Genomic DNA, 19,978 nt, shown 5'->3' on the forward strand with positions numbered 1-19,978 from the left:
TCCGTTGATTGAATGACTGCAGGATGCCGCTATCAACGGTATATTTGAAATGAATTCCTGATATTCCAGGTATAGCCATGAATAATCTCAGACGACTCGATCTCAATCTGCTCGTGACGCTGGACGTGCTGCTCGCCGAGCACAACGTCACGCGTGCGGCCGAGAAGCTGAACATGTCGCAGCCGTCGGTGAGCGTGCAGTTGCAGAAGCTGCGCGACCTGTTCGGCGATCCGCTGCTGCTGCCGGGGCCGCGCGGGATGCGGCCGACCGCGCGCGCGGAAGCGCTGCGCGAACCGTTGCGGGACGCGATCGAAGCGATCGAGCGCGCGGTGATCCCCGCCACGCCGTTCGATCCCGCCACCGCGCAGAACACGTGGCGCGTGGCCGCGACCGACTACGGCGAATCGACGATCGTCCTGCCCGCGCTGAATGCGCTGCGTTCGTCCGCCCCCGGTACGCGGCTCGCGGTCGTCGAGCTCGTGCCGCCGCGCATCGAACAGGATACCGAACGAAATGGCGTCGACCTCGCGTTCCACACGACCGAAGGATCGCCGGCAGGCATGCGGCGCCTGCCGCTGTTCGTCGAACGTTACGTGCTCATCGGCCGCGCCGGTCACCCGAAGCTGAAGCGGCGCCCCACGCTCGCGCAGTTCGGCACGCTCGAGCACGTGATCACGTCGCCCGACGGCGCGGGCTTCTTCGGCGTGACGGACGAAGCGCTCGCGAAGGTGGGTGCCACGCGGCGCGTCGTGCTGTCGGTGCCGCATTTCCTGTTCGTGATGTCGGCCGTTGCCAGCACCGATCTGGTCGCGATGGTGCCCGAGCGGTTGGCGCGCGACGTGCCCGCGCTGCGGGTCGTGGAAGCACCCGTCGAGGTGCCCGGCTACGAAATGTCGATGCTGTGGCACGAACGCGTGCATCGCGATCCGGCGCACCGGTGGTTGCGGGAGACGATCGCGGCAGCGGTGTAGATCGTTCGCCTGCCCGGTGCGGCCACCCGCTTCGATGGCCGTCGCACGAAATCCTTCATCCGGGGCTTGAAACCGCTCCAAACACTGTATATATTTACAGTGCTTTTTGCACCATTTGACCCGAATTCCGTCATCCACAGACGGACGGACTTTTGTGAGGCGACCATGTTCCAGGCATCCGCATTCGATCCCGAGCAACCCGGCTTCAACCCCGTCCACTTCGAGCGCGCCGCGCAGCGGGCGGTCGTCGATCTGCAGCGTGTCGCCGGCGGCCCCGCGCAGCGGGCGCTCGGCCTGCGGCGCCGCACCCATCCTGCGGCCGTCCGCACGATGAGCTGGCAGGCGCTGCTGAACGTCGAAGAGCTGGCATTCTCGAATGCCGGCTTCCTGAACCGCAACGATCCGGCCGTCGTCGATGCCTTCATCCGGCTGCGCGACAGCCGCCTGGTCGCAGCGGACGTCGAGGAGCCGGTCGACTGGCGCCGCGACGATGACGACCTGCCGGCCATCTACCTGATCGTCAAGGCGATGCTCGACGCGGAAGAGGAAGAGCGCGCCGAAGCGGCCTGAGCCATGCGATGGCCGTTCGCGGTCACGGTCTGTCCGGATCGCGCCGTCACGTTGCGTGGTGGCGCGGCCGGTACTGCAGCTCATGGCAGCCCTGCGCCAGCGAATCGGTGCATCGACCGGTGAGCCACGAACCGCCGCGCGGCGTACCTCCGGTTGGCCGTTGCAGCGACCGCCCGTTACAGCCGTGCCGCGAGCCGTGAGCCCTGATCGATCGCGCGCTTCGCGTCGAGTTCGGCGGCCAGTTCCGCGCCGCCGATCAGGTGCACCGAGCGCCCGGCCGCCTGCAACGGCGCGAGCAGCGCGCGCTGCGGCTCCTGCCCCGCGCAGAGCACGATCGTGTCGGCCTCGATCAGCTCGTGATCGGTGCGCTGCTTGCCGTACGACACATGCAGCCCGCGCGCGTCGATCAGTTCATAGTTCACGCCGCCGATCATCTTCACCTGCTTCATCTTCAGCGTCGCGCGGTGAATCCAGCCGGTCGTCTTGCCGAGCCCCTTGCCGAGCGGCGCGGCCTTGCGCTGCAGCAGCGTCACTTCGCGCGCCGGCGCCGTCACCTGTGCGCGCGTCACGCCGCCACGCGTCGCGGCCGGGTCGGTCACGCCCCATTCGGCCTTCCACTCTTCCAGATCGAGCGCCGGCGATTCGCCCTCCTGCACCAGGTACTCGGCGACATCGAAGCCGATCCCGCCCGCACCGATCACCGCGACACGCCGGCCGACCGGCTGCCTGCCCGCGAGCACATCGATGTAACTCAGCACGTTCGGCCCGTCCTGCCCCGGGATCTTCGGGTCGCGCGGCGCGACGCCGGTCGCGAGCACGATCTCGTCGTAGCCGCCCGCGATCAGGTCGCTCGCGTCGACACGACGGTTCAGGTGCAGGTTCACGCCGGTCAGCTCGACCTGGCGGCCGAAGTAGCTCAGCGCCTCATGAAACTCTTCCTTGCCCGGAATCCGCTTCGCCATGTTGAACTGGCCGCCGATCTCGGCCGCGCCATCGTACAGGTCGACCTGATGGCCGCGCTGCGCAAGCACGGTCGAGCACGCGAGCCCGGCCGGCCCCGCGCCGACCACCGCGATGCGCTTCGGCTGCGCGGCGGGCGTGTATTTCAGCTCCGTCTCGTGGCACGCGCGCGGATTCAGCAGGCACGACGCGATCTTGTTCTTGAACGCGTGATCGAGGCACGCCTGGTTGCAGCCGATGCAGGTATTGATCTCGTCGGCGCGGCCCTGTGCAGCCTTGACGACGAACTCGGCATCCGCGAGCAGCGGGCGCGCCATCGACACCATGTCCGCGCAGCCGTCCGCGAGGATCTGCTCGGCCACTTCGGGACGGTTGATCCGGTTGGTGGTCACGAGCGGAATGCCGACCTCGCCCTTCATCTTCTTCGTCACCCAGGCGAACGCGCCGCGCGGCACCGACGTCGCGATCGTCGGCACCCGTGCTTCGTGCCAGCCGATCCCCGTGTTGATGATGGTCGCACCTGCGCGCTCGACGGCCTTCGCAAGCTGCACGGTTTCGCTCCAGTCGCTGCCGTCCGGAATCAGGTCGAGCATCGACAGCCGGTAGATCAGGATGAAGTCGCGGCCGACCGCTTCGCGTGTGCGCTCGATGATCTCGATCGGCAGCCGGATACGGTTCTCGTACGAACCGCCCCACTGATCGGTGCGCTTGTTCGTATGCATCGAGATGAACTGGTTGATCAGGTAGCCTTCGGAGCCCATGATCTCGACGCCGTCATACCCGGCTTCACGCGCGAGCGTCGCGCAGCGGACGAACGCGCGGATCTGCCGCTCGACGCCGCGCGCGCTCAGTTCGTGCGGCGCGAACGGCGAGATCGGCGACTTGATCTTCGACGGCGCGACCGCGAACGGGTGATAGCCGTAACGGCCCGTATGCAGGATCTGCAGCGCGATCTTGCCGTCCTCCGCGTGCACGGCCTCCGTGATCTCGCGATGCCGCCGCGCGGCAGCCGACGTCATCAGCGTGCCGCCGAACGGCTTGGTCCAGCCGGCCACGTTCGGCGCGAAGCCGCCCGTCACGATCAGGCCGACGCCGCCGCGTGCGCGTTCGGCGAAATATTCGGCGAGCCGCGGCAGCGTCTTGCGGCTGTCCTCGAGGCCCGTGTGCATCGAGCCCATCAGCACGCGGTTCTTCAGCGTCGTGAAGCCGAGATCGAGCGGGGCGAGCAGGTGGGGAAAGGTCGTGGTCATGATGAGCGTGCCAATTCGTACCAGTAAGCGATGCGTGACATCGTAGGCGCGCGCCGCCTTGAACGTGAGGGGGCAAACAGCCATAATGCTTGTCATTTCCGGCCAAGACGACATGACTTCCCCTCTCGCCAAGGACCGCCTCGGGCTGCGCCGGCCGACGATTCCGGTCGCCTATACGCGCCTGCTGCTGCAGGCGCTGGCCGCGCGCGGCGTCGACCTGGCCGCCGTGCGCGCCGGCACGGGCCTGCGCGATGCGGTGCTGGCCGAACCGGACGCGCGCGTTGCGCCGTCGCAATGGGGGCGGCTCGTGCTCAATGCGATCGAGATCGGCGGCGATCCGGGCATCGGGCTCGCGTTCGGGCTGCTGCTGAAGCCGACCGTGCACGGCTTTCTCGGCTACGCAACGCTGACCGCGCGGGACATCCGCGAGGCGCTCTCCGTCACGCAGCGCTACTTCCGGATGCGCAACCGCCAATATCGGCTGACCTATGACGAAGACGCGCGCGGCGCGACGCTCGAACTGCACGGCGTGCAGGCCAGCCCCGTGCTGCAGCATCACGTGATGTTCGAATTCGTGCTGACGGGGCTCGCGCAGAACATCTCGCAATGGGCCGGGCGCGCGTCGCCGCCGATCAAGCTGCAATTCGCGTGGCCGGAGCCGCCCTATTTCGCGCGCTATCGCGACCAGTTGCCGCCGGTCGAATTCGGCTGCGCCGCCAACGCGCTGTGGATCGCGCGTGACGTGCTCGACTGGCCGCTGCCGCTCGCCGACGAAGTCGCGCACCGGCAGGCGCTCGTGCAGGTGGAGCGCGAGTATGCGCAGGTACGCCAGGAAGAAGGCGATCTGGTCGAGCGCGTGCGCGCGGAACTGGCACGCGGGGCCGGTGACTATCCCGGGCCGGAGACGCTCGCCGACGCGCTGCTCGTGTCGACACGCACGCTGCGGCGCCGGCTCGAGGAAGCCGGTTCGAGCTATCGGCAATTGCTCGACGAAGCGCGGTTTCGCGACGCGAAGCAGTTGCTCGCCGCGTCGGATCTCGACCTGAAGACGATCGCCGAGCGGCTGCAATTCACCGACCCGGCGAATTTCACGCGCGCGTTCCGGCGCTGGGCGGGGCAGACGCCGAGTGCGTATCGGGACGCGGCCGCGGGTGCCGCACGCGAGTAATGGGAAACTGCGAACGGCACGACGCCCCCGCCCGCGATTTCATCGGTATGATCATTCCCACGCCAAAGCGGCGCCCACCGGCGCACTTCCCGCCCCATGCCCAATCACACCACCCTGATCGAAGCGACGATCGACCGTATCGATACGAACCTCATCCGTGTCGCGTCCGATATCAAGAAGGTGCCGCTTTATCGCCTGACGATGCGGGGCACGTGCTACTTCCTCTCCGCCGACGATATCGACGCAGAGGCGTTCAAGCAGATCGATCAATTGAAGCCCGGGATGGCGGTGCGCGCGTGCACCTTCGACGATCGCGGCCGGCACCAGATCGCGTGGATCAGGAGCCACGATCTGGCGATCGCCCCTTACGATGCGTTCCGACAGAAGAACAGCAACCTGTCGCTGCTCACGTGGGCGTCATGCATCTTCATGCTGAGCCTGCTGATCGACGGGGCCGCCTTCAAATCGGGCTGGGCGTTCGTCGGCGCGGTGACCTTGGTCGTGGGCATCATCAGCCTGCTGGGCACCCTGCTCGCGATCGCCGGCCTGTCCGAACTGGTCTTCCGGCCTCAACGGCGCGAAGCCCAGGAAAAGTGGCAATACGAACCCGTCAGTTTCACGGTGGAACGGAGCAACGCATGAGCGATCGCACCATGCAGATCGCGTCTGGCTGCGTGACGTCCGTGAGCCAGCAGACGATCAGTACGAAGGTCTGGAGCAACAACCTGGGCATGACCACGCAAAGCATCGAGGAGATCGCGCTCCACCTCGACACGATCGACGTACCGCTCACACTCGGGACGGACAGCACGCGAAGCGTGTTCATCGTCGCGGGCGACCAGTTGACAGTCGCATACACCCAAAGTCAGGATCGCCGCGCCATCTACGCTATCCGCAACGTGACCGATGGCTCGGTGTATCTCGTTCGCACCGCGAAAGTCGCGGCTGCCCGCATCGATGTTGTCGTAACGATCGGCATGCTGGTCGCCATGGCCATCACCATCGGCCTCGTGTCCGCGATGGAACGCAGCACGGACAGCGTGCTGGAGATATCCACATGGTTCGGCGGCGCCGCGATCGCCCTCTTCCTGCTGAGCACGATCCTGCGCACCGTGTTCGGCGCAATCGTGTGGCCCGAGATCCGGCGGCTCAGGCAGCCAGGCGGCAAGCGCGAGATGAATGCTGCCCGGAGCGCACTGTCGCTCTCGAACGAAGAAACACCGCACATTCGCTTCATCTGAGCCGATCCGGCACACGAGTCGTCAGTGGCCGACGCAGATCCTCGCGCCGCCATCCCCCTCGCCCGCTTCGATCCGCACCTCCCCCGTCGCGGCGACGATCGCGTCATACACGTCATCGGTCACGCACACCACCGGCACTGCGATCGCATACAGCTCGGCGGCCACGATCGCGCCGATCGAGATGATCAGGTCGCGCTCCTTCAGCACGATCGCGACCGGCCCCGTGCCGTTGCGCACGGCTTCCGCGAGTACGCTGCTGCTCGAACTCGAGCCCTTCGCGTGCGGCATCACCATCACCTTGCCGGCGAGGCTCGCGCCCGCCTGCGGATGCCCGCGATCGACGATCTTTCCCGCACCGGAGTCGTAGCCGCCCCAGAAGCTGAGTGGCTTGTCGAGCACGAACGGGCGCGCGCACGCGCTGCCCGGCACGAGCGTATCGCCCGTCAACACCTTGCCCGTCGCGTCAGTCATCGAATCGCACCTTTCCTTCGAACGCCGAGCGCACGCATTCGCGCATGCTGCCGTACGCAACCGTCACGCCGATATTCGCGGGCGCATACGACGCCCATTTCCCCGAATTGGTCATCACGAGCCCCGACAGTTGCTTCATCACCGGCGTGATGTACGTGCAGGTGTCGACGACGATCTGGATGCCGCGCGCGGCGAATTTCTCCGCGAGGCCGGCTTCGTCCAGCTCCCACAAGATGAACCGGCTCGTGTTCACGTAGAAATCGCAGGCCGGCTTGCCGTCGAACGCGTCGAGCAAGGCATCGAGCGTGCGGAATTCGGCCAGCGAGAAATGCGGCGTGCCGAGCGCCACCGCGACGAGCGCATCGCCGGCCGCACCGTGGTTCAGCGTGCGGCGAATCTCGTCGAGGTCGGCCATCGTGACGTCAACCGTGCGTTGCGCCGCTTGCCCGTGCAACGCGGCGTCGAGCGTAGGCGCTTCCGGCGTCACGCCGACCGCATGGAACAGCGCGACGGCGCCGCTCGACGCGGCCGCCGCGCCGAGCGCCTTGAGTTCGTCTTCCGTGGTGTCCGTGGGCAGCCCGACGATCGCCGGCACGACCGCGCCCGCGATCCTGCCGATCAGCAGCCCGAGCGCGGCGAAATAGATATCGCGCGACGGCAAGCGGCTGAAGTCCGGCGCGTTGAACACGATCCGCGCGGCGCGGTTCGCCTCCACATGCAGCCCCGCATAAGGCGCACGCCCGGTGATCGCGGCGGCCAGGTCGAGAAAATCGCCGTACCGGCTCGTCCGCGCGCCGAGCACCGAGTTCGCGAACACGATCGCGTTCGATTCGGCCCACGCAATCTGCTCGCCTTTCGCGGGACGGTTCTTCAGTTGATAGGGCGCGCACGTGAAGCTCGATTCGCAGCCGAGCTGCAGATGCGCGTCCATCAGGCGCTGCGCGTCGCGCTGGATCGTGCGGTCGCCGTGGTACAGCTCGGGATGGATCAGGTCGAGCGACCCGACGTTCAGCGTGGTCGGCACCGCGACCTTCGCGCCGGTGTCGACGAAATACTCGACGAAGTCGAGGCTGGTCTGGCCGTGGTACAGGCAGCCGTCGATATGGGCGGACGTGATGTCGATCAGGTGCGGCGCGGACATCACGTGCGCCGTGCGCGCGACGATCCGCATCGCGCGTGCGACGCCCTCGCCGAAATCCCCGCGCAGCATCGCGCTGTCGCGGTCACTCAACTGCAGCATCGGTGACTCCTCTGACGCGTGCCGGCGGCGCCGGCCCGTGAAATCCGTCAGGGGACTCTACAACTGGAAATAAAAACTGTCCAGATCGCCATCGATCCGGACAGTTTCAAAAACCAATTTCCGCTCTTGAACGCCGCGGAAGTGGCCAATGGCTCGAATTCCGCTCCAGTTTGCCGCCAGCCCGCCGTCTAGCGTTCCGCGGTCACACTGAACAGTTCGTCGCGCAGCGCCTTCGCGCGGTCGCGGCCGAACTGGGTCTCGAATTCGTCCTGCGCGGCCTGCCACGCGACTTTCGCCTGCACGAACGTGCGCTCGCCCAGCTTCGTGAGGCTCAGCGCATGCGCGCGCGCATCGTGCTCGGACGCGGCCGTCGCGACGAAGCCGTCGCGCTGCAGCGGCTTCAGCGCGCGCAGCAGCGTCGTGCGGTCCATCACGAGCGTATCGGCGAGTTCGCTCATCAGCAGGCCGGGCCGGCGCGTCAGGTTCGCCATGATCGAGAACTGGGCGGGCGTGACGCCAACCGGGGCCAGATGGCGCTCATACAGTTGCGTGACGAAACGCGCCGCCTGACGCAGCGCGAGACAGTTGCACGCCTGGGCAATCGAGGTGTCGTTCATGCCTGCCAATTTATATGTGCATATGCATAAAGTCAATGTACACTCCGCCGTAACAAGGCCGGTGGCCGGCCTCGCGTCAAGGAGACGGACATGGACTACATCGACAAGCTGCGGATCTTCCGGTCGGTGGTGGAGATGCGCAGCTTCACGCGCGCCGCCGACATGCACGGCCTCGCACGGCCTGTCGTGTCGCGCGCGGTCGCGGATCTGGAGGCGCGGTTCGGCAGCCGGCTGCTGCACCGGACCACGCGCCAGGTGTCGCTGACCGAAACGGCCGAGCGCATCTACGAGCGCTGCGCGGCCGTGCTGGACGAACTCGACGCACTCGAGGTGGAAGCGCAGACGCACACGCGCGAGCCCGAGGGTCTGCTGCGCCTCGTCGCGCACACGACGGCCGCGCTGAACCAACTGGTGCCGCTGATCGCCGGCTTCAAGGCCGCACACCCGAAGGTGCGCCTCGACGTGACGCTCACCGAGCGGCCGGTCGATCTGGTCGGCGAAGGCTACGATATCGGCATCGTCGTGCCGTACATGCTGACGAACGAATCGACCGTCGTGCGGCTGGTCGAGCGGATTCCACTCGTGATCGTCGCGACGCCCGCGTACCTGCGCGCCCATCCGCGCCCGGTCGCGCCTGCCGATCTCGCCGACCATCCGTTCGTGCCGATGTCGCCATCGCTGCGCCGGCCCGCGCTGTCGTTCCGCGTCGACGGCAACACGCTGACCGTGCCGTTCCGCTTCGACATCTCGTCGAACAGCCCCGTCTTCAACCGCGAAATGGTGATGCACGACTTCGGCATCGGCGTCGTGCCGAAGACGCTCGTCGGTGCCCAGCTCGCGTCGGGCGCGCTCGTGCAGTTGCTGGCCGACGCCGATCTCGTCGATGCGTTCGTCGAGATCAAGCTCGCGTACGCGAACCGCGCGCTGCTGCCCGCGAAGGTCAAGGCGTTCATCGACTACACGGCCGCCTACTGCGACCGCGAAGGCTGGATCGTTCCGGCGGCGGCCTGACGCCGATTGGTACAGCCGTGACAACAATCTGATCGCGCCCCACTGCTCGCTTCGCGCCGTATTGCCCCCTAACATGTGTACATGCACAAGACGACGCTCACCGATGACGATTGCTTCGCGGTCCGGCAAGCCGCACGCCGGATCTCGCAGTTCTACGAGCGTTATCTGTCGCGCGCGGGCGTGACGCCGTCGCAGTACAGCATTCTCGCGCTGCTGCGCGACCGGCCGGGCCTGACGATGGCGACGCTGTCGGCGGTGCTGGTGATCGAACGCACCGCGCTGCTGCGCGCGCTCAAGCCGCTCGTCGGCGCGGCGCTGGTGGCCGGCCGGATCGATCCGCCGTACCGCCGCCAGACGTTCGCGCTGACCGCGCACGGCGAAACGAAGATCGCCGATGCGCAGGTGCACTGGCTCGCCGCGCAGGAAGCGTTCGAGCGGCGCTTCGGGCCGACGCAGGCGGCCCGCCTGAGAGACGAATTGTTCCGGATCACGCACAACCTGCCGGAACGCTAGCCCTTCCCCGATCGACGACATGCCGTCGATCGACTTGATAAGTGCATATACATAGGTGAATCGATGGATACGACCCAAGCCGCTGCCTCATCCCGTGAAGCAGCCACACTCGACAAGCCCGCGAAGCAGCAGCGCCGCGTGCCGTGGATGCGCATCGCGGTGGGTGCGGTCATCGTCGTCGTCGCCGCCGCCGCGCTCGACTGGCTGTTCGTGCTGCGCTTCCAGGAGAGCACCGACGATGCGTATGTCGGCGGCGACGTGACGGTGCTCGCGCCGAAGGTCAACGGCTTCGTCGACAAGATCCTCGTGACCGACAACCAGCGCGTGAAGGCCGGCGACGTGCTCGTGCAGCTCGATGCGCGCGACTATGACGCAAAGCTCGCGCAGGCCAGCGCAGAAGTCGACAGCGCCCGCTCCGCCGTGACCGAACTCGCGGCGAAGCAGCAACTGCAATACGCGGTGATCGGCCAGCAGGCGGCCGACAAGAACGCGTCGTCGGCCGAACTCACGCGTGCCGCATCGGATCGCGTGCGCTACCGCGAACTCGTGAAATCCGACGCCGTGTCGAACCAGATCGTCGAACGCGCGGACGCCGATTATTCGAAGGCAGGTGCCGCCGTCGAGCGCAGCGACGCCGCGCTGCTCGCGTCGAAGCGGCAACTCGACGTGCTCGGCGCGCAGCTCGCCGATGCGCAGGCCCGCGTGAACACCGCGCTCGCCGCGCAGCGCGTCGCCGCACTCAACGTCGAATACACGACGATCCGCTCGCCGGTCGACGGCTACGTCGGCAACCGCACGGGCCGCGTCGGGATGCTCGCGAACGTCGGCGTGCCGCTGCTGACGGTCGTACCGGCTTCCGGGCTGTGGATCGACGCGAACTTCAAGGAAGACCAGCTGCGCAAGATGCATGCGGGCGATCGCGTCGACGTGTCGCTCGATGCGTCGAACACGAAACTGCACGGCCGCGTCGACAGCCTCGCGCCCGCCACCGGTGCGACCTTCAGCGTGCTGCCGCCCGAGAACGCGACCGGCAACTTCACGAAGATCGTCCAGCGCGTGCCGGTGCGCGTGCATCTCGATCCGCAGCCGGGCCTCGACCACGTGCTGCGTCCCGGCCTGTCCGCGGTCGTGACCGTGCATACCGGCCACGCGAGCTGAACGGGAGACGACGATGACCACCGCGTTTTCCGGCGACCCGGCGTCGCAACCGACCAGGCAGCGCGTGTTCGCGTTCGCGCTGATGTGCGTCGGCTTCTTCATGGCGACACTCGACATCCAGATCGTCGCGTCGTCGCTGCGCGACATCGGCGGCGGCTTGTCCGCCAGCCAGGACGAATTGTCGTGGGTGCAGACGGCCTACCTGATCGCCGAGATCATCGTGATCCCGATGTCGGGCTGGCTGTCGAAAGTGATGTCGACGCGCTGGCTGTTCGCCGCATCGGCGGTCGGCTTCACGATCACCAGCATGCTGTGCGGCGTCGCGTGGGACATCAACTCGATGATCCTGTTTCGCGGGCTGCAGGGTGCGCTCGGCGCCGCGATGATCCCGACCGTGTTCACCACCGCGTTCGTGCTGTTCCCCGGCAAGCAGCGACTGATCGCGTCGACGACCATCGGCGCGCTCGCGTCGCTCGCGCCGGCGATCGGCCCCGTGATCGGCGGCTGGATCACCGACCAGTGGTCGTGGCACTGGCTGTTCTACCTGAACCTCGTGCCGGGCATCGCGGTGGCCGCGCTCGTGCCGCGCTACGTGCACATCGACGAACCCGACCTCAGCCTCATCAAGCGCGGCGACTATCTCGGCATCGTGCTGATGTCGGGCTTCCTCGGCTGCCTCGAATACGTGCTGGAGGAAGGCCCGCGCAAGAACTGGTTCGGCGACGACGCGATCGTGATCTGCGCATGGATCTCCGGCATCTGCGGCTTCCTGTTCATCGTGCATGCGCTGACCGCGAAGGATCCGATCGTCGACCTGCGCGCGCTCGTCGTGCGCAACTTCGGGATCGGCAGCCTGCTGTCGTTCGTGACCGGCATCGGGATCTTCGTGACCGTGTTCCTGACGCCGCTGTTTCTTGCGCAGGTGCGCGCGTTCAGCTCGCTGCAGATCGGCATGGCGCTGCTGTCGGTCGGCGCGTTCCAGCTGGTCGCGCTCTGTGCGTATGCGTTCGCCGCGCGCTACTTCAGCCTGCGTGCGCTGCTCGTGTTCGGGTTGATCTGTTTCGGGCTCGGCTGCTACCTGTACACGCCGATCACGCACGACTGGGGCTGGCGCGAACTGCTGCTGCCGCAGGCGCTGCGCGGCATCGGCCAGCAGTTCAGCGTGCCGCCGATCGTGACGATGGCGCTCGGCTCGCTGCCGCAGTCGCGCCTCAAATCGGCGAGCGGCCTGTTCAACCTGATGCGCAATCTCGGCGGGGCGATCGGCATCGCGGTGAGTGCGACGATGCTCAACGACCGGCTGAACTTTCACTACCTGCGCCTGAACGAGCACGTGAGCGCCGGCCAGCCGCAGGTCGCATCGCTGCTCGATCGCCAGGCCGCGTACTGGACCTCCGTGGCCGGCAACACGCTGGACACCGCGCAAGCCGGGCTCGCGAACCTGCACCACCTGATCTATCGCGAAGCGCTGACGCTCACCTATGCGGATGCGTACTACGCGCTGTCGCTGTGCTTCGTCGTCGCGCTGATCGCGGTCGTCTTCTCCAAACCCATTTCCCTGAACGCGCCGCCGCCGGACGCGCACTGAGGTTGAGGTCATCACCATCATGAAAAAACTTCTCGTCGCCCTCGCCGTCAGCGCACTCGCCGCAGGATGTGCGGTGCAGCCCGCGCAGCATCCGGCGCTTCAGGATTCGGTTCGAACGCTCGCGCCCGATGGTTGGGATACCGATGTGCCGCGCGCGGACATCGACGCCGCCGCGTGGTGGGCGCAATTCCACGATCCCGTGCTCGACCGGCTGATCGCGACCGTGCTCGACGGCAACCTCGATCTGCAGGCGGCAGCCGAACGCGTGAAGCAGGCGCAGGCGCTGACCGTGCAGAAGCGCGCGGTGCTGCTGCCCGAACTCGATGCGACCGCGCATGCGGCCGACGCGCGGCAGAACACGCCGCCCCCGCTCGGGTATGTGCGGCAGGCCGGCGCGGGGCTCGCGCTGAGCTGGTCGCCTGATGTGTTTGGCGGTGAACGGCTCGACCTCCTCGCCGCACAATCCGAGCTGGTCGGGCAGAAGCACGCGGAAGATGCGATGCGGCTTGCGCTCGCGGCGGATGCGGCTTCCGCGTATGTCGATCTGCGTTGGGCGCAGCAGGAATTGAAGATCCTGCAGGACAACGCGAAGATCCGGCAGCATGCGCTCGAACTCACGCGCAAGCGGCAGGCGTTCGGACTGTCGACGGAACTCGACGTCACACGCGCACAGAACCAGCTCGATGCGCTCGAAGCGCGCATTCCGCCGACGCAGGCGCAGATTGCGCATCAGCTCAATCTGATTGCCGTGTATTCGGGGCGCACGCCGGAATCGGTCGATCGGCTCGTGCTCGTGCAGGCCGGGGAGATTCCGGCGCCGCCGGTTGGCGCGCCGGGGACGTTGCCTTCGCAGGCGTTGCTGCGGCGGCCGGATGTGTTGACGGCGTATGCGCAGGTCGAGCGGCGAGCAGCGCAAGTCGGTGTGGCAAAGGCCGAGCGGTATCCGAAGTTTTCGTTGAACCTGACGGACGGGATTCTCGCTGCTTCGTATCTCGGGTTGCCTACGTTGACCGATAACCTGTTCAGCGCCGCGTTGAGCGCGACGAGCCCGATCTTCAACGCGGGGCGGATTACCGCCGATATCTCGCAGAGCGAAAGCCGGATGCGCGAGTCGGAACTCGGGCTACGGCAGACGATGCTGCAGGCGTTGCGGGAAGTCGAGGATGCGCGGGCGAATCTCGTCAGTTCCGATGAGGCGTCGCGCAGGCTTGGTAGTGCGCTGTCTGCGTCGGACAAAGCGCTTGGGCTGGCGAATCAGCTCTATAAGGGTGGCGCGACGGATTTTCTGGATGTGCTGTCCGCGCAGGAGGTTTATCTGCGGGATTCGGATTCGCTGAATCAGGTCAAGCGCGAGCATGCGCTGGCGGCGGTCGCGCTGTATCGGTCGCTTGGGGGTGGGTGGAGCAGGAATGACGCGGCGGGTGGGCCGGAGGTAGAGGCGGTGGCGAAGGACTGAAGCCGTGTCAGTCTGGAACTGCTCTCCCAGTCAGCGTCGGATCAGCTCTGCGCTTGCCTGGACGTCACCTCGTCAAGGGCGGTGACCGACCCGAACCCGTCTGTCCACTGCAGCAAATCGAGTGGCCGGTTTGTGAGGATGCCGGCCGTCCAGATTTACACCTGCACTACGGATCTTGCCACTGCGCCAGCCATATCGGACGCGAACGCTTCCAGGAAGTCACTACGCGATATTTCACCCATATCGACCGCCTTTGCGTTCCCCCCTGCGATGACCGTGACGTCTTCAATCCCGATCACCTTGAGGATCAGTCGCAAATAGCCGGTCGCGATATCGCGGTCCCGAATGGGCGAATCCGGCGTGTACGCGCCACCGGACGCCATCAGGATCGTGCATGCCTTGCCTTTGACCAGACCTTCGCCGGAGAAGCCCAGCGTTTTGCCCTTTCGCACGATATGGTCGATATACGCCTTCAGCACGGCGGGGACGTTGTAGTTGTAAACCGGCGTGCCAATGACGATGTGGTCAGCGGACAGTATCTCCTCCACGAGTTCATCGGAAAGACGCAGAAGGTTTTTCATATCCTGCGTTTGATGTTCCGGGGGCGTGAAATAGGCGTCGAGCCACGGCATCGTCACAAACGGCAGGTCGGTCGCCATCAGGTCGCGCTGGATCACGCGGCCGTCGTGCTGTTCCCGCTTCCATTGATTGACGAACATTTTCGTGAGTCCACGGGAGATGGACCGTTCGCCGCGCGGGCTGGCTTCGACTACGAGCAATGTGGGCATGAGAGGAACCTTTGACGTTGATGGATGGGAGAACCGTCTTGCCGGACGGCTTTTCTGCAAGACACGCCTCATCGCGTGATGCGCAAGCCTGCGAACATGCAACGCAATATAAGACGTGACACCTAACTCCGGAAGTGATTAAATTTCGATGAGTTCAATCATATTTGGAGATAGGTTTGATTGGCAGTCTCACACTCGATCAGTTGCGTGTCCTCGTGACCGTTAGCGATGTCGGCAGTTTCTCGGCAGCTGGCCGCGCACTTGGGCGCGTTCAGTCGGCCATCAGCCAGTCGGTCAGGACGCTCGAGGAAACACAGGGAATCGAGCTGTTCGACCGCACCCGACAACGACCCGTGCTGACACCGGTTGGCCGCGCACTCGTTGAGCAGGCCCGCGCCGTCCTGGCGAGCGCAGACCGATTCGAGGCCATTGCGGCAGGTACGAAGACAGGGCTTGAACCGTCAATCACCGTGGCGATCGACCCGCTGGTCCCGACCGCGCCGCTCATAGCCAGTCTGCGTGCGTTGCACGATGCTTTCCCGGACCTGCCGGTTTCGTTCTCCACCGAGGGGGTGGGCGGTGCCGAACAACGTCTGCGCGACAACGCAGCGTCGCTCGCACTGTGCCTGCTGTTGCCGTCCATCCCGGACGACCTGATCGCCTATCCGCTCATGGACCTCACGCTGGTGCCTGTCGCCGCCGCCGATCACCCGCTCGTTCGCCTTGGCCGGCCGCTCAACCGGTACGACCTGGAGTCGCACGTGCAGCTCGTTTTGTCCGATGCCTATGGCGCGGAGGGCCCCAGGCACGGCGTCATCGGGCGTCGCATCTGGCGCTTCGTCGATCTTGGCAGGCGACTCGATTTCCTTCGTGCTGGCTTTGGCTGGTGCAAGATGCCGCCGTATATCGTCGAGCCGTATCTGGCCGACGGTAGCCTCGTCGAGCTGAACATTGCCGATGAAGCGTTGTCGCCAACGGGATCGCTGCCGATCTACGCGGCACATGTTCGCGATCGACCTCTGGGCCGTGCAGGAGGCTGGCTGCTCGAAGATCTGCGGCATCGCTTGAAGCAGTCGTTCGACGGGGAGTCGTGAGCGTTCCAGTCCCCGCGGATGCTCAATCCGGCATGGAAGATAGATGCACGTGCAGCAATTGCCATTGGCCCGTACCTCGGCACGGATTGACCGGGCGATCGCGTCAGACGGGTTCAGCGGGACGCACCCGTCGTCACCGAATTTCATCGGGCGTTGTTGCTGTTCAGCGCTCGAAGGCGCGATAGAAAGAACTCGCCTCTTTGAATCCGAGCAGCAATGAGATTTCCGCGACAGGTATCCGATGGTGCCTGTGCGCGATACATCGATCGGGCGTCCGCTTTTGAACGCCCACCCGACGTTTGAATGTCCCGCCATCGCTTCATGCGAACGACCGAAACTGGCCGAACCGAGTCAGACAATCTGACGCTGCCGGCCTGCTGTAGTCCAGACTGATACAGCACCGAATGGCACCCCTGCCCTGCACGACGCAGCACCGTGCAAGAAAAGGTCACTCACTTCCTGACGTCGCGCACAACAAAGTACAGGTCTTTGGTTTTCGCGTTCAGCAGGTATCCACCGTGAACATTCTGATACGACCCGCTTCGCCCGAGCCCGTCGAAATCGAAGCTCACGCATAGATAGCGCTGACGGCCGACCGTTGCCATGCTCCACTCGGCCAGCGCGGGATCGAATGCAGTCGGCTTGATTCCACCGTTATTTCCAACGGGTATCGCCGCGGACAATCGGTAGAGCTTGCCAGCGTAGATCAGCGCCTGCGTCGACTTTCCTTCAGCGTAGCCAACGTCGGCACCCTCATGTTTGACGACGTAACTGGCGTTGAATCCGTCTGCGTAGTCACCCTCTTGCGACACCTCGTGCGTGTCGATGTCCTGGATCGCAATGGACGGCGAGACAGACTGCGCCATCAGGCAGCTTTTCACCAGCCCGTCGCCCGGAGGCGCTGCCCATCCGATACAGGACACGGCCATGATCGCGACCGACAAACCGATCTTCTTCATCGATATACGCTCTCACGCCGATTCGGCGGGTGACATGAAGTCGCGCCGACATACCACTTCTCGATGCGTGCGGGACCGACTGACCTACAACTCATCGGCGTGCAGCGCAGACGCCCGCGCTGCCGCCCCTTGCCTCCGCGAATTACAGCGGCGGCCGCTTCAGCTTCACCCAGCGCTGCACCGACGGCCGCTCCCACTGCGCACGCGCATAGTCGGCGAGGCGCTGCGGCACCGGATCGTTGTTCAGCACCAGACGGTTCAGCATCACCGCCAGGTCGACATCGGCAATGCTCCACTCGCCGAACAGGTTTGCCGTGCCCGGCGCGAGCAGCTTGTCGGCGGCCGCGAACAGCTTTTGCGCGGCAGCCTGCGCCAGACTCGACAGCGGCTCGCTCGACGGGCCGTAGAACAGCACTTCAGTCGACCGCTCCGTCCGAACCGGCATCAGGTCGCTGCGCAGCCATGCCTGCACCTGTCGTGCATGTGCACGCTGGCGCGGCTCGACCGGATAGAGCCGCGTGCCCGGGAACGTCTCGTCGAGATACTCGGTAATCGCCGACGATTCCGACAGCGCGAAATCGTCATGCACGAGCGTCGGCACGCGTTGCGTCAGCGACGTCGCCGCATAGTCGGGCGCGAAATGCGCGCGGTTGCCGAGATCGACCGTCACCAGTTCGTAAGGCAGCGATTTTTCCTCGAGCGCAACGAAGACCGACATCGCGTAAGGGCTCGCGTATTGCGTATCTGCGTAGAGGCGGAGATTACCGGTTTGCACTGCTGGCTCCTTGTGGGTACGGAGGCCGGCGGCTGCTCGTTGATGCGCCGACGGGCTCCGGGTGGGTCGATGCGGTTGTGTGACAGGTTAGCAGCGGCTGGTTTCGTAATGTCTGTGGTTTTGTGTGTGCTGTTGCTACGCGGTCATGCGGCGTCGGGCCAACGGTATCCAATCACTTCGTTCAACGGGTATGCAAGTTCGCGGACTTCTTCCAGCTGGTTGCCGCCGAAGAGATACACCTGTTCGTCGTCGTGACGCAGGTAGAAACCGACATGCCCTTTCCAGCTCGCCGGGTCGTCGCGCGTCAGGATCGCGATGCAGCCGTAGACCGGGCGTTCCAGCGGCCGGCCCCATTCGAGCCACGAGCGTGCGAGTGCGGAGCCGGTGCCGCGGATGCCGGCGTGCGTCATGCACCAGTTGGCGAACGACGAGCACCAGGAAATCTTGTCGTCGTAGCCGACCAGGTTCGTCTGGTTGTTGTATTCAACGATGCGCGGGTTGATGCTGCCGGGAGGATGGCGGCGGATGCCGAGTTCGGCCATCGCGACGGGCATCCACGGCGGATCGGCGGCTTCCGGTTTGCTCTCAGGGTTCGATCGGGTCACGTCGTTCTCGGGCGAGTGTGATGTGCGGTCAATCTTCGCATGAATGATGCACGGCGACGAGCGTCACCGGTAACACGACGCCGGATGGACGATCAGCCCCTGATGCATTCCCCACTCCCGGTGCGAAATGATCCAACCGAACAGGTGTTTTTCAACGCGCCCCGTCGCCCCACACTGCGTTGGTCCGCCGGCATTTCGGCGCTTCCCGACGAGGTCAACGATGACGCAGCCCCTACTTCCCCGCGACGACACCTATGCACGTGGCCTCGCGTTGTTCGAGCGCCTGCACGGCGCGCACAGCGGCAAGGATCTTGCGCAGTCGCGCGAAACGCTCTGCCCCGACTTCCTGACGATGACGATGCAATGGGCGTTCGCCGGCGTGCTGGACCGGCCGGGGCTCGATCTGGCGACGCGCGAGCTGGTCGTGATCGCCTGCTGCGTGACGCTCGGATACGCGTTGCCGCAGTTGCGCGCGCACACCGAAGCCGCGCTGGTTGCCGGCGCGACGCGCGAGCAGATCATCGAGACGATCCTGCAGACGATGTTCTATGCCGGCGGTGCGGCCGTGAACAATGCGCTGGGCGTCGTGGCGGAAGTCTTCGCCGCCCTGCCCGATGCCGACACGCTCAATCCGTCGAGTCCGCCGCCGCAAAACGATCCAGCGCAAACGCGATGAACGCGCGGAGTTTGGCCGGCGCGCCGGCATCGCGCGCGTAGAGCAGGTATAAATCGCGGCCGCGCGATTCATACGCGGCCAGCAGCCGACGCAGGCGGCCGGCTTCGAGGTCGGCCTTGACCAGCCCGAACGGCTGCAGGATCACGCCGCCACCGGCCAGCGCGGCCTCGCGCAGCGCGGGGCCGCTGTCGACTCGCAATCGATACGCGACCGGCACTTCGATCGCGCCATCCGGCCCGTCGAATCGCCACCGGTAACGCGGCCCCCAGCGCGTATGGCCCAGGCAATCGTGATTCAGCAGATCGTGCGGCGTGGCCGGTGTGCCGTGGCGGGCCAAATAATCCGGCGACGCACATACGACCATCCGGTAGTACGACGGCAACGGCCGCGCGACGAGTGTCGAATCGGCCAGTGGACCGACGCGAAACGCGAGGTCGATACCGTCACCGACCGGATCGACTGCCGCATCGGTCAGCACGAGTTCGATATCGACGCGCGGGTATTGCACGAGAAAGGCGGCAACGGCCGGCGCGAGCTGCGTGACGCCGAACGAAATCGGCGCGGCGATGCGGAGGTGGCCCGACGGATCGCTACCGAGCGTGGATGCGGCATCGTCGGCGGTCTCGACCCGGTCGAGGATGTCGCGACAGCGCTCCAGGTAAAGCGCGCCGGCCTCGGTCAGATGATGGCGCCGCGTCGTGCGGTGAAGCAGCTTCACGCCCAGGCGTGCTTCGAGCGCGTTCAGGTGCTTGCCGACCATGCTCGGCGACAGGCCGAGCCGCTCGGCCGCGGTGGTCAGGCTGCCGGTGCTGACGATCTCGACGAACACCGACATGCTTTCGAAGCGGTCCATGGTGGTCTGGCTGG

At 65.7% G+C, this 19,978-nt stretch carries 21 protein-coding genes; 12 read left to right on the top strand and 9 right to left on the bottom strand.

Going from position 1 to position 19,978, the window contains the following annotated elements; translation table 11 throughout:
* Positions 1-77 precede the first annotated feature (77 nt).
* Positions 78-971: a LysR family transcriptional regulator gene (locus tag BDI24065_RS27380; protein ID WP_175033909.1), complete on the top strand. Its 894-nt coding sequence runs from the start codon at positions 78-80 to the stop codon at positions 969-971.
* A 165-nt stretch (positions 972-1,136) separates the two neighbouring features.
* Positions 1,137-1,541 carry a DUF2471 family protein gene (locus tag BDI24065_RS27385; RefSeq protein WP_059237403.1) on the top strand — a complete coding sequence of 135 codons (405 nt, stop codon included), beginning with the start codon at positions 1,137-1,139 and terminating at the stop codon, positions 1,539-1,541.
* 176 nt (positions 1,542-1,717) lie between these two features.
* On the opposite strand, the gene BDI24065_RS27390 is transcribed toward BDI24065_RS27385, so the two are convergent.
* Complete coding sequence (locus BDI24065_RS27390; protein ID WP_175033910.1) at positions 1,718-3,751, bottom strand: NADPH-dependent 2,4-dienoyl-CoA reductase; 2,034 nt, start codon at positions 3,749-3,751, stop codon at positions 1,718-1,720.
* Positions 3,752-3,836: 85 nt separating this feature from the next.
* On the opposite strand from BDI24065_RS27390, the gene BDI24065_RS27395 reads away from it, so the two are divergent.
* From BDI24065_RS27395 to BDI24065_RS27405, 3 genes are all read left to right on the top strand, one after another.
* Positions 3,837-4,919: an AraC family transcriptional regulator gene (locus tag BDI24065_RS27395; protein ID WP_175033911.1), complete on the top strand. Its 1,083-nt coding sequence runs from the start codon at positions 3,837-3,839 to the stop codon at positions 4,917-4,919.
* A 96-nt stretch (positions 4,920-5,015) separates the two neighbouring features.
* Positions 5,016-5,561, top strand: coding sequence for a hypothetical protein (locus BDI24065_RS27400; RefSeq protein WP_175033912.1), 546 nt, complete (start codon positions 5,016-5,018; stop codon positions 5,559-5,561).
* Complete coding sequence (locus BDI24065_RS27405) at positions 5,558-6,160, top strand: hypothetical protein (RefSeq protein ID WP_175033913.1); 603 nt, start codon at positions 5,558-5,560, stop codon at positions 6,158-6,160. The genes BDI24065_RS27400 and BDI24065_RS27405 overlap by 4 nt, the downstream gene beginning before the upstream one ends.
* A gap of 21 nt (positions 6,161-6,181) precedes the next feature.
* Here BDI24065_RS27405 and BDI24065_RS27410 read toward each other — a convergent pair whose 3' ends face one another.
* From BDI24065_RS27410 to BDI24065_RS27420, 3 genes are all read right to left on the bottom strand, one after another.
* Positions 6,182-6,631 carry an aconitase X swivel domain-containing protein gene (locus tag BDI24065_RS27410; protein ID WP_175033914.1) on the bottom strand — a complete coding sequence of 150 codons (450 nt, stop codon included), beginning with the start codon at positions 6,629-6,631 and terminating at the stop codon, positions 6,182-6,184.
* Positions 6,624-7,871: an aconitase X gene (locus BDI24065_RS27415; protein WP_175033915.1), complete on the bottom strand. Its 1,248-nt coding sequence runs from the start codon at positions 7,869-7,871 to the stop codon at positions 6,624-6,626. The genes BDI24065_RS27410 and BDI24065_RS27415 overlap by 8 nt, the downstream gene beginning before the upstream one ends.
* 188 nt (positions 7,872-8,059) lie before the next feature.
* A complete protein-coding gene (locus BDI24065_RS27420; RefSeq protein ID WP_175033916.1) occupies positions 8,060-8,488 on the bottom strand; it encodes a MarR family winged helix-turn-helix transcriptional regulator in 429 nt (142 codons plus the stop codon).
* Positions 8,489-8,578: 90 nt separating this feature from the next.
* Between BDI24065_RS27420 and BDI24065_RS27425 the strand changes: the two genes are divergently transcribed.
* The 5 genes from BDI24065_RS27425 (at position 8,579) to BDI24065_RS27445 (ending at position 14,214) form a co-directional block, all read left to right on the top strand.
* Entirely contained in the window at positions 8,579-9,499 is a 921-nt protein-coding gene (locus tag BDI24065_RS27425) for a LysR family transcriptional regulator (RefSeq protein ID WP_175033917.1), read from the top strand.
* 81 nt (positions 9,500-9,580) lie between these two features.
* Positions 9,581-10,012 (top strand): MarR family winged helix-turn-helix transcriptional regulator, encoded by a 432-nt coding sequence (locus BDI24065_RS27430; protein ID WP_175033918.1) that lies wholly within the window; start codon positions 9,581-9,583, stop codon positions 10,010-10,012.
* Positions 10,013-10,075: 63 nt separating this feature from the next.
* On the top strand, positions 10,076-11,170 hold the full coding sequence (locus BDI24065_RS27435) for an HlyD family secretion protein (protein ID WP_175033919.1): 1,095 nt from the start codon (positions 10,076-10,078) through the stop codon (positions 11,168-11,170).
* Between the two features lie 13 nt (positions 11,171-11,183).
* Positions 11,184-12,758 carry a DHA2 family efflux MFS transporter permease subunit gene (locus tag BDI24065_RS27440; RefSeq protein WP_175033920.1) on the top strand — a complete coding sequence of 525 codons (1,575 nt, stop codon included), beginning with the start codon at positions 11,184-11,186 and terminating at the stop codon, positions 12,756-12,758.
* A 19-nt stretch (positions 12,759-12,777) separates the two neighbouring features.
* The gene (locus BDI24065_RS27445; RefSeq protein WP_175033921.1) at positions 12,778-14,214 is read left to right on the top strand and encodes an efflux transporter outer membrane subunit; all 1,437 of its coding nucleotides are present in this window, start codon (positions 12,778-12,780) and stop codon (positions 14,212-14,214) included.
* A gap of 155 nt (positions 14,215-14,369) precedes the next feature.
* Here BDI24065_RS27445 and BDI24065_RS27450 read toward each other — a convergent pair whose 3' ends face one another.
* Complete coding sequence (locus tag BDI24065_RS27450) at positions 14,370-15,002, bottom strand: FMN-dependent NADH-azoreductase (protein WP_175033922.1); 633 nt, start codon at positions 15,000-15,002, stop codon at positions 14,370-14,372.
* Between the two features lie 176 nt (positions 15,003-15,178).
* Here BDI24065_RS27450 and BDI24065_RS27455 point away from each other — a divergent pair, with 176 nt between their 5' ends.
* Positions 15,179-16,096, top strand: a complete 918-nt coding sequence (locus BDI24065_RS27455) for a LysR family transcriptional regulator (RefSeq protein ID WP_175033923.1) — start codon at positions 15,179-15,181, stop codon at positions 16,094-16,096.
* A gap of 452 nt (positions 16,097-16,548) precedes the next feature.
* On the opposite strand, the gene BDI24065_RS27460 is transcribed toward BDI24065_RS27455, so the two are convergent.
* From BDI24065_RS27460 to BDI24065_RS27470, 3 genes are all read right to left on the bottom strand, one after another.
* Positions 16,549-17,055 (bottom strand): hypothetical protein, encoded by a 507-nt coding sequence (locus tag BDI24065_RS27460; RefSeq protein ID WP_175033924.1) that lies wholly within the window; start codon positions 17,053-17,055, stop codon positions 16,549-16,551.
* A gap of 142 nt (positions 17,056-17,197) precedes the next feature.
* Positions 17,198-17,830: a glutathione transferase gene (yfcF, locus tag BDI24065_RS27465; protein WP_175033925.1), complete on the bottom strand. Its 633-nt coding sequence runs from the start codon at positions 17,828-17,830 to the stop codon at positions 17,198-17,200.
* Between the two features lie 143 nt (positions 17,831-17,973).
* The gene (locus BDI24065_RS27470; RefSeq protein ID WP_175033952.1) at positions 17,974-18,384 is read right to left on the bottom strand and encodes a TIGR02594 family protein; all 411 of its coding nucleotides are present in this window, start codon (positions 18,382-18,384) and stop codon (positions 17,974-17,976) included.
* Between the two features lie 271 nt (positions 18,385-18,655).
* On the opposite strand from BDI24065_RS27470, the gene BDI24065_RS27475 reads away from it, so the two are divergent.
* On the top strand, positions 18,656-19,111 hold the full coding sequence (locus tag BDI24065_RS27475) for a carboxymuconolactone decarboxylase family protein (protein ID WP_175033926.1): 456 nt from the start codon (positions 18,656-18,658) through the stop codon (positions 19,109-19,111).
* Here the strand turns inward: BDI24065_RS27475 and BDI24065_RS27480 are convergent.
* A complete protein-coding gene (locus tag BDI24065_RS27480; protein WP_175033927.1) occupies positions 19,062-19,964 on the bottom strand; it encodes a LysR family transcriptional regulator in 903 nt (300 codons plus the stop codon). The two genes, BDI24065_RS27475 and BDI24065_RS27480, sit on opposite strands and share 50 nt — an antisense overlap.
* Positions 19,965-19,978 lie beyond the last annotated feature (14 nt).

This window comes from Burkholderia lata, from assembly GCF_902499025.1.
Classification (GTDB): domain Bacteria; phylum Pseudomonadota; class Gammaproteobacteria; order Burkholderiales; family Burkholderiaceae; genus Burkholderia; species Burkholderia lata_C.

What these genes read in the sequence shown, in the direction of transcription:
- BDI24065_RS27380 (WP_175033909.1), top strand. Translation starts at nt 78, where the DNA reads ATGAATAATCTCAGACGACTCGATCTCAATCTGCTCGTGACGCTGGAC.
- BDI24065_RS27385 (WP_059237403.1), top strand. Translation starts at nt 1,137, where the DNA reads ATGTTCCAGGCATCCGCATTCGATCCCGAGCAACCCGGCTTCAACCCC.
- BDI24065_RS27390 (WP_175033910.1), bottom strand. Translation starts at nt 3,751, where the DNA reads ATGACCACGACCTTTCCCCACCTGCTCGCCCCGCTCGATCTCGGCTTC.
- BDI24065_RS27395 (WP_175033911.1), top strand. Translation starts at nt 3,837, where the DNA reads ATGCTTGTCATTTCCGGCCAAGACGACATGACTTCCCCTCTCGCCAAG.
- BDI24065_RS27400 (WP_175033912.1), top strand. Translation starts at nt 5,016, where the DNA reads ATGCCCAATCACACCACCCTGATCGAAGCGACGATCGACCGTATCGAT.
- BDI24065_RS27405 (WP_175033913.1), top strand. Translation starts at nt 5,558, where the DNA reads ATGAGCGATCGCACCATGCAGATCGCGTCTGGCTGCGTGACGTCCGTG.
- BDI24065_RS27410 (WP_175033914.1), bottom strand. Translation starts at nt 6,631, where the DNA reads ATGACTGACGCGACGGGCAAGGTGTTGACGGGCGATACGCTCGTGCCG.
- BDI24065_RS27415 (WP_175033915.1), bottom strand. Translation starts at nt 7,871, where the DNA reads ATGCTGCAGTTGAGTGACCGCGACAGCGCGATGCTGCGCGGGGATTTC.
- BDI24065_RS27420 (WP_175033916.1), bottom strand. Translation starts at nt 8,488, where the DNA reads ATGAACGACACCTCGATTGCCCAGGCGTGCAACTGTCTCGCGCTGCGT.
- BDI24065_RS27425 (WP_175033917.1), top strand. Translation starts at nt 8,579, where the DNA reads ATGGACTACATCGACAAGCTGCGGATCTTCCGGTCGGTGGTGGAGATG.
- BDI24065_RS27430 (WP_175033918.1), top strand. Translation starts at nt 9,581, where the DNA reads ATGCACAAGACGACGCTCACCGATGACGATTGCTTCGCGGTCCGGCAA.
- BDI24065_RS27435 (WP_175033919.1), top strand. Translation starts at nt 10,076, where the DNA reads ATGGATACGACCCAAGCCGCTGCCTCATCCCGTGAAGCAGCCACACTC.
- BDI24065_RS27440 (WP_175033920.1), top strand. Translation starts at nt 11,184, where the DNA reads ATGACCACCGCGTTTTCCGGCGACCCGGCGTCGCAACCGACCAGGCAG.
- BDI24065_RS27445 (WP_175033921.1), top strand. Translation starts at nt 12,778, where the DNA reads ATGAAAAAACTTCTCGTCGCCCTCGCCGTCAGCGCACTCGCCGCAGGA.
- BDI24065_RS27450 (WP_175033922.1), bottom strand. Translation starts at nt 15,002, where the DNA reads ATGCCCACATTGCTCGTAGTCGAAGCCAGCCCGCGCGGCGAACGGTCC.
- BDI24065_RS27460 (WP_175033924.1), bottom strand. Translation starts at nt 17,055, where the DNA reads ATGAAGAAGATCGGTTTGTCGGTCGCGATCATGGCCGTGTCCTGTATC.
- BDI24065_RS27470 (WP_175033952.1), bottom strand. Translation starts at nt 18,384, where the DNA reads ATGCCCGTCGCGATGGCCGAACTCGGCATCCGCCGCCATCCTCCCGGC.
- BDI24065_RS27475 (WP_175033926.1), top strand. Translation starts at nt 18,656, where the DNA reads ATGACGCAGCCCCTACTTCCCCGCGACGACACCTATGCACGTGGCCTC.
- BDI24065_RS27480 (WP_175033927.1), bottom strand. Translation starts at nt 19,964, where the DNA reads ATGGACCGCTTCGAAAGCATGTCGGTGTTCGTCGAGATCGTCAGCACC.